At 62.2% G+C, this 6,830-nt stretch carries 12 protein-coding genes; 9 read left to right on the forward strand and 3 right to left on the reverse strand.

Going from position 1 to position 6,830, the window contains the following annotated elements:
• Window positions 1–3 precede the first annotated feature (3 nt).
• The 3 genes from PCA31118_RS23370 to PCA31118_RS23380 all read right to left on the reverse strand — a co-directional run bounded on the left by PCA31118_RS23370 (window position 4) and on the right by PCA31118_RS23380 (window position 1,567).
• Entirely contained in the window at window positions 4–888 is an 885-nt protein-coding gene (locus PCA31118_RS23370) for a YdaU family protein (RefSeq protein WP_246190400.1), read from the reverse strand.
• Between the two features lie 143 nt (window positions 889–1,031).
• Window positions 1,032–1,352, reverse strand: coding sequence for a CII family transcriptional regulator (locus tag PCA31118_RS23375; RefSeq protein WP_150627361.1), 321 nt, complete (start codon window positions 1,350–1,352; stop codon window positions 1,032–1,034).
• Entirely contained in the window at window positions 1,349–1,567 is a 219-nt protein-coding gene (locus PCA31118_RS23380; RefSeq protein ID WP_150627362.1) for a helix-turn-helix domain-containing protein, read from the reverse strand. Before PCA31118_RS23380 ends, PCA31118_RS23375 begins: the two co-directional genes overlap by 4 nt.
• Window positions 1,568–1,612: 45 nt before the next feature.
• On the opposite strand from PCA31118_RS23380, the gene PCA31118_RS23385 reads away from it, so the two are divergent.
• The 9 genes from PCA31118_RS23385 to PCA31118_RS23425 all read left to right on the forward strand — a co-directional run bounded on the left by PCA31118_RS23385 (window position 1,613) and on the right by PCA31118_RS23425 (window position 6,810).
• Window positions 1,613–2,410, forward strand: a complete 798-nt coding sequence (locus PCA31118_RS23385; protein ID WP_150627363.1) for a S24 family peptidase — start codon at window positions 1,613–1,615, stop codon at window positions 2,408–2,410.
• 529 nt (window positions 2,411–2,939) lie between these two features.
• Window positions 2,940–3,341 (forward strand): hypothetical protein, encoded by a 402-nt coding sequence (locus PCA31118_RS23390; protein ID WP_150627364.1) that lies wholly within the window; start codon window positions 2,940–2,942, stop codon window positions 3,339–3,341.
• Entirely contained in the window at window positions 3,334–3,567 is a 234-nt protein-coding gene (locus PCA31118_RS23395; protein ID WP_150627365.1) for a hypothetical protein, read from the forward strand. Before PCA31118_RS23390 ends, PCA31118_RS23395 begins: the two co-directional genes overlap by 8 nt.
• Window positions 3,564–3,776 carry a hypothetical protein gene (locus PCA31118_RS23400; protein WP_150627366.1) on the forward strand — a complete coding sequence of 71 codons (213 nt, stop codon included), beginning with the start codon at window positions 3,564–3,566 and terminating at the stop codon, window positions 3,774–3,776. The genes PCA31118_RS23395 and PCA31118_RS23400 overlap by 4 nt, the downstream gene beginning before the upstream one ends.
• Window positions 3,773–4,015 carry a hypothetical protein gene (locus tag PCA31118_RS23405; RefSeq protein WP_150627367.1) on the forward strand — a complete coding sequence of 81 codons (243 nt, stop codon included), beginning with the start codon at window positions 3,773–3,775 and terminating at the stop codon, window positions 4,013–4,015. The genes PCA31118_RS23400 and PCA31118_RS23405 overlap by 4 nt, the downstream gene beginning before the upstream one ends.
• Before the next feature lie 18 nt (window positions 4,016–4,033).
• A complete protein-coding gene (locus PCA31118_RS23410) occupies window positions 4,034–5,125 on the forward strand; it encodes a hypothetical protein (protein ID WP_150627368.1) in 1,092 nt (363 codons plus the stop codon).
• Window positions 5,126–5,166: 41 nt separating this feature from the next.
• Window positions 5,167–5,940 (forward strand): hypothetical protein, encoded by a 774-nt coding sequence (locus PCA31118_RS23415; RefSeq protein ID WP_246190401.1) that lies wholly within the window; start codon window positions 5,167–5,169, stop codon window positions 5,938–5,940.
• Window positions 5,937–6,563, forward strand: a complete 627-nt coding sequence (locus PCA31118_RS23420; protein WP_150627369.1) for a lambda exonuclease family protein — start codon at window positions 5,937–5,939, stop codon at window positions 6,561–6,563. Before PCA31118_RS23415 ends, PCA31118_RS23420 begins: the two co-directional genes overlap by 4 nt.
• 22 nt (window positions 6,564–6,585) lie before the next feature.
• Window positions 6,586–6,810, forward strand: a complete 225-nt coding sequence (locus PCA31118_RS23425) for a hypothetical protein (RefSeq protein ID WP_150627370.1) — start codon at window positions 6,586–6,588, stop codon at window positions 6,808–6,810.
• The last annotated feature ends 20 nt before the right edge of the window (window positions 6,811–6,830 follow it).

The raw sequence follows: 6,830 nt of genomic DNA on the forward strand, positions 1-6,830 counted from the left end.
TCCTCAAGCGGTTGGCATGTCGATGGTTCGATCGTCGGCGGCCGGCTCGTCAGCGAGCCACGACGCGACGTTCGCTGCGCTTTGCGCAAGGCGGGCATCCTGCGACGTCTGGCGCCGGCCGAGGCCGCCAGCGCTGGCAGGCTTCGACGCGTCGGCAATCCAGCCCTTCGCCGTTGCCAGCACGTAGCCGGACGAGATGTTTTCGTCGGGCTTTTTTTCCTTGACGTGCAGGCAGACGGCTTCGATGGTCGCGACCGTGATGCCAGCCTCTGCGGCGGCAATCACGCGCGGGTCGGCAGGCTGCGCCGAGATCGAGTGCCGGCGCATTGCAGCCGACAGCTCAGCAGGCGAAGCGCGCGCCGGGGCATCCGCCGATGCGTCGCGCGGGGTTATGCCTACAGCGTTCGTAGTACCCACAGGGTTTTGAGTGGGTAGTGGGGATTGGGGATTGGCTTCTGGTGTTTGGGTAGCCGTGTTGTCACGCGTGACACTTGGAGACTCGTCACGCTTTGTCACGCGTGACAGTTCTGCCTCTAGCTCGTGAGTTTTCGCCTTGAACGGCGGCACAACACCGTGAGCACGAAGTGCTTCAAACAGCGTCGCACGGCGTTCGCGTGAGCGGCGTTGCCGTTCGCGCTCGTTGGCTCGCTTCGTTTCGAGTGCGGGAGCCTGATCCCAGAATGCTTCGATGACTTCGTCGCAGCGCTTCTGTCGGAAGCCGTCGGCGCCCAACTCGAAATAGCGCTGCAACACGTAGTCCACGGCCTTCCGCTCAGCGGTCGACGTTGCGCGCGCGAGGCGATAGACCTCCTTCTTGTCAGCAGGCAACGGGCTTTCGTTCTGGTAATACTGATCGAGCAGGCGCGTGTAAGCGCCGTCTTCCAGCATCGAAAGGCTGACCGTGTCCCGGATGTAATCGCCGATGTGGCGCTCCCAGTAATTCACGGCTCACCCCCTCCGACGCAGAACGAACCACGTCACGCCGACCAGGCAAACGATGGGCACCGCGGCAATGAGTTCGGCGGTCATGGTCAGGCTCCCCGAATCCGGCGTTCCTGCTGGCGCGTCTCGAGGTACTTGAACGCCATGCTTTCGAGCGCGGAGAGTTCGGCCTGATCGATCACCAGGCAGTCCACGGGCACGACCTGCAAGCCGAACGTGGCGAGCATCTTGGCCCAGTCAGGCAGATCCTCCAGACGCCGGCTGATCGTGCTGGCCGACACGCCCATGCAAGCCGCAGCACGGGCCTGCGTGACGCGTGCAACGGCGCGCAATACCTCCGCCTCGACGCGTGCAGCCGCCATGCGTGTGCTTTCAGCCTCGTCGGCTGAAACTGTTTCCGGGGTGGTCATGCGGCCACCTGTTCGGACTTGACTTCGGCAGCCCTTTTCTTTGCTCGCACGCGGAAGGACTTGATTTTTGTACTGGTGCTCGAACGCGGGTCGGCGTGCTCACCGCTCAAAATTCGGCTGATGGTGGCCTGAGAAACGCCGGTCTTCGCTTCGATCTCTTTTTGCGTAGCGCCCGCCGCAATGCAGCGCTCGAGGTGTTCCTTTGCGGTAGACATGGATAGCTCCGAGATGGGTGATGCTCGGATTTTATACGAAATCGTATGATCGTCAATACAAAAACGGATAATTTGTTGCGCGATACAATGCGCTCACGCATAGTCGCGGGCATGTCAAACGCAATAAAATCAAGGGTCGCCGCGAATATTGAGTGGCTAATGAATCGCCGTGGGGTGAACGGAAATTCTTTGGCCGTCGAACTCGAAAAGCGCGGCACGCCAGTTCCCCAGCCCACCATCTTCCGCATACTCTCGGGGGAAAGCCGAGATCCGCGCACGAGCAGCCTCCAGCCAATCGCCGAGTTCTTTGGCGTGACTGTGGCCGACCTGCGCGATCACGATTTCGTGAGTACGGGTTACAAGTCGGTGGGAGGTCTGAAGCCGGGCATGCATTCGGTCGTGTCGGCAGATGACACTGATGAACCTACGGGAGCAATCCCGTACTGGTCGGCCAAGGGATCGTGCGGCGGTGGATCCCTAAACTACGAAGAAATGGCGAAAGGACATCTGATCAAGGAAGCGAGCTTTTTCAAAAAGTACAATTTGAAACCTGAAAATGCGGTCGCCGTCTATGCGGATGGGAATAGCATGGCGGACTTCATCGTTGATGGAGATATCGTCATTTTCGATCGCTCAAAAAACGAGCCGCGAAGCGGGAAAATTTTTCTCATAGATCATCCAGATGGCTTGCGAATCAAGCAGCTGCGGCGCCAGGTGGATGGATCATGGGTTCTGGAAAGCCGAAACCCAGACAAGCGGAACTATCCGGACGAGCTGATCCCGGAAGGGCGCGGAGAACTGCTGAAGCTTTGCGGTGAGTTCGTCTATAGACAGGGCGGGTGAGATGGAAAAACTTCTCATAGCGTTCTCAATCGCCATCGTGAGCACGGGGGCGTTTGCGAGTTGGGACGAGTCGATCAAACCAGGGACGGAAGGAACACCATCCGAACTGACATTTTCGAAAGCATGGTCCGCGCAGTGTTCCGATACCGCGGGTCGGGACCACAACAGGCTCGCTACTTGTGAAGCGTATCTGCTAGGCGTACTCGATTCGATCAAGTCCCAGGGGCGGACGGCCGAGTGTCAGCGGATCGTCGCGGACGTTTCTTTCAAGGTTCCCGTCATAGCGAACGCTGTTTCAAAAATGGCCGAAGGAGCATCGCCCATGACGTATACGGCCACCTTGGTCGAGCGGGCGGTGAGTGAAATGATCCCTCTGAAGTGCCGAATGCCGTCGAAGCCATCACACGCAGTTTGAAAGACAAGCCCGCTAACCGCGGGCTTTAGTTTGCAAAAAATAATACGAAATCGTATTGACATCGTAATTCGCTTTCGTATAATTGCCTTCATACACTTTCGTATAGAGGGCACCATGAACGCACCCCTACCGCACCGCGCGGCACGACGCCCGGCGAACTTCAAGCCGGTCATCCCGAGCCCGCAGTCTCCCGAATTCGCCGCGCTGGTCAGCGAGCGCGTCTCCCTGATCAAGCGCGCGTGTCTGATCGCGGATGTCGTCGAAGTGCTTGGCGCCCTTCCCGATCCGGCCGACATGACGGTGATCTGCGCCGCGTATCGCGCGGGCTGCCCTGACGTCGCACTTGGCCCGGTTTTGCCTCGCATTCTCGAGCGCGAATGGAGGCAACTTGCGGACAGCGAGATCACGGCCGAGCTGAACAAGCGCGCATCTGGCCTTGTCGCCGACGACTGGATTCCTGGGTATGTGACGGCCCGCGAGATCGCTATCGCGCAGATGGAGGTGTGCCATGGGTGACATCGCCGAAATGATGCTCGACGGCACGCTGTGCGAGGGATGCGGGACGTACCTCGGCCGTGCCGACAGTTTCCCCCAACGCTGCCGAAGCTGCGCGAAAGATGGCTGGTCCGGGGTAATCCAGCCTCAGAAGGTCACCTGCCAGCACTGCGGGCGCCGCGTGAAAGCGTCGGGCCTGACCGATCACATCCGTGATGTACATCCCGAGCGAGGTGAACAGGTATGAGCGAGATCAACAACGGCGGCCCGGCGTTTCCGAGCCACGGAACGATGGGCGAAGTGACGCACGAGGGCATGACCTTGCGTGATCGATTTGCCATCGCTGCGCTGCCTCAGTTGCAGTTCAGCCATCACGACGAATACACCTTGGACGCTATCGCGACGCTGGCTTATCAGCAAGCCGACGCCATGATCCGCGCGCGAGGTGCCGCATGACCCCCGACTACTGCGTTCGCTGTGGCCGCCAAGGCCACACGTCCGACGAGTGCGCTCTGCGCTTCCGCAAGCCTGTTCCGACGTTCATGGAGCGCGTCGACCGATTCGCTACGCGCCGGCTGTATCTGGCTGGCACGCTCGCCGCTGTCGTCCTGATCTGCCTGTACGGCGTCGTCTGCACGCTCGACATGCAAGACGCCATGCGCGCCGTGCAGCCCGTCGTTTTCCGTTCTGTCTGACCAACCTACCGAGACACCATGACCGCTACCACCAAATCCGAAACCACGGCGCTGACCGTCGTCGAGCGCGCGGCTGTCGCGCTTGGATCTTCCAAGCTTCAGGGCGAACTCGTCGCGCTCGCGAAGAAGTCGGCCGACATCACCGAGATCAAGAACGCTGCCGGGCGCGACCAGTGCCACGCGGCCATGATGGCGCTCGCCAACACCCGTACCAGCATCACGAAGACCGGAAAGGCAGCCCGCGACGACGCGAACGCTTTCAGCAAGGCGGTGATCGCCGAAGAGAAGCGCCTCATCGATCTGATCGAGCCGGAAGAACTGCGCCTGCGCACGCTGCGCGACGGCTGGGACGAGGCGCGCGAGGCAGAGAAGCGCGCCAAGGCGGAGGCCGAGGCACGCCGTATCGCCGCGATCCGCGAACACATCAACGACATCCGTTCTATCGCGACGCGCATGGTCGGCTGCGCTTCGCATGCCATCGCGGTGGAGATAGAAGACCTGGAGGCGCTCAGCGTCACGCTCGACCGATTCCAGGAACTGACCGGCGAGGCCGAGGCCGCGCGCGGCGAGACGCTCGACAAGCTGAGCAGCATGTACAGGGCCGCACTCGATGCCGAACTGGAAGCAGCCCGCATCAAGGCCGAGCAGGAAGCCGAAGCCGCCCGCCTGGCCGCCGAGCGCGAAGAACTGGCGCGCCTGCGTGCCGAAGCCGCGAAGCGTGATGAAGAAGCCGCCGCGGCACGCGCGGCCGAGGAAAAGCGTATTGCGGCCGAACGGGCAGAGGCTGATCGCATCGCCCGCGAGCGCCTCGAAGCCGAAGAAGCGGAACTGCGTGCCGAGCGCGAACGCCAAGCAGCTGAGGCGAAGCGCCTCGCCGATGAGCGTGAAGCGCTGGAGCGCCAGCAGCGCGAGGCAGAAGCCGCCGAGCGGCGCCGCGTCGAAGAGCAGCAAGCAGCCGAGGCAGCCGCAGCCGCGCGCGTGCGCGAAGCCGCCGATCTCATGCTCGACGCGTTGCGCCAGTGGAAGCACGCCGAAGAAACCGGCGATGCCGACGAACTGGAAAACGCCCGCGCTGCACGCGATCAAGCCATCACCGCCGCCACCCTGTAACCCACCTTACGCCCGGCCGAGTCTCGGGCATGGAGAGCAACATGACCAACGCAATCGCAACCACCGATCAATTCGACCTCTCGCCGCGCTCGCTCGACGAGGCCATGAAGTTCGCCGACTACCTGGCGGACTCGTCCATCGTGCCGAAGGACTTTCAGGGCAAACCGGGCAACGTGCTCGTCGCCATTCAGTGGGGCATGGAACTCGGCCTGAAGCCGTTGCAAGCCATGCAGAACATCGCCGTCATCAACGGGCGCCCGTCCCTCTGGGGTGATGCAGTGCTCGCCCTGGTGCTCGCCTCGCCGGTGTGCGAGTACATCGAGGAATGGGAAGATGGCGGCACGGCGTACTGCAAGGTCAAGCGCCGTGGCAAGCCGGAGGATATCCAGCGTTTCGGCGATGCTGAAGCGAAGCAGGCCGGGCTGCTCGGCAAGCAAGGGCCGTGGTCACAGTACCCGCAGCGCATGAAGAAGATGCGCGCGCGCTCGTTTGCGATCCGCGACAACTTCGCCGACGTGCTGAAGGGCATTCCCATCGCTGAGGAAGTCGGCGACTACCCGCCCGAGAAAGACATCACGCCGCGCGCCACGCCCGCGCAGGTCGCTCAAGCATCACTGCCCGCCCCTGCTGAGCGCGACGACCATCTGCTGAGCGTCATCGCTGATCTGGAGCTGGTGGCGAGGGAAGGCGGCGCCGAGCCACTGGCCAACGCGTGGCGTGGTCTGTCGAAGGAAGAGCGCCAGGCCATCGGCCCCGATGAGCTGGCACGCCTCAAGTCGCTGACCGGCGAAGACCCGACGGACGGCCAACAATGAGCACGGGCGCCGACCAACGCACCGACGAATGGCGGAAGGAACGCGCGGGCCGCATCACGGGCTCGCGCTTCGTCGACGTCATCGCGATCACGAAAAGCGGAAAGCCCACGGCAGAACGTGCCCGCATGATGCGCGAACTCGCGTTCGAACGTCTCGCCGGTGCGCCGATGCATGAAGTCGGCGGCAAGGCGCTCGCATGGGGCACCGAGGTTGAACCGGTGGCCGTCCAACTGTACGAGCTGCACACCGGCAACATCGTCACGCCCAGCCCATTCGTCGTGCACCCGCGTTACGACTTCGTCGGCAGTTCGCCCGACGGCCTGGTCGGCACGAAAGGCGGCATCGAAATCAAGTCGCCGCACGATGAAGGCGTCCACATCAACACCTGGCTCGAAGGCATGCCTGCCGAGCACATGCCGCAGGTGCAAGGAAACATGTGGGTCACGGGCCGTGAATGGTGGGACTTCATCAGCTATGACCCGCGCCAGTGCGAGCGCCTGCGTCTCTACGTGCAGCGCGTGCCTCGCGACGATGCCTACATCGCCACGATGGCCGCTGCCATCCTCCAATTCGAAGCCGAGCTGCAACAGATGATCGAGCAGCTCATGAAGAAATCCGCCTGACCACCACCCGGAGATACCCACCATGCCGTTCGAACTCGAAGCCCAAAAAACGAAGCTCACCAGCGTCAACCCGCGCGCCGAACTCCACGGCGAAGACAAGAAGCCAGCCGTCGACCTGAAGTTCGAAGTCGCTGCCGATAACGGCGTGCTCGCGAACTTCGGCGCCGACCTGCGCAGCATGCTCTATACGCAATTCGAAGCCGAGCTGCAACAGATGATCGAGCAGCTCATGAAGAAATCCGCCTGACCACCACCCGGAGATACCCA

It is taken from the genome of Pandoraea captiosa, from assembly GCF_902459775.1.
Lineage (GTDB): Bacteria > Pseudomonadota > Gammaproteobacteria > Burkholderiales > Burkholderiaceae > Pandoraea > Pandoraea captiosa.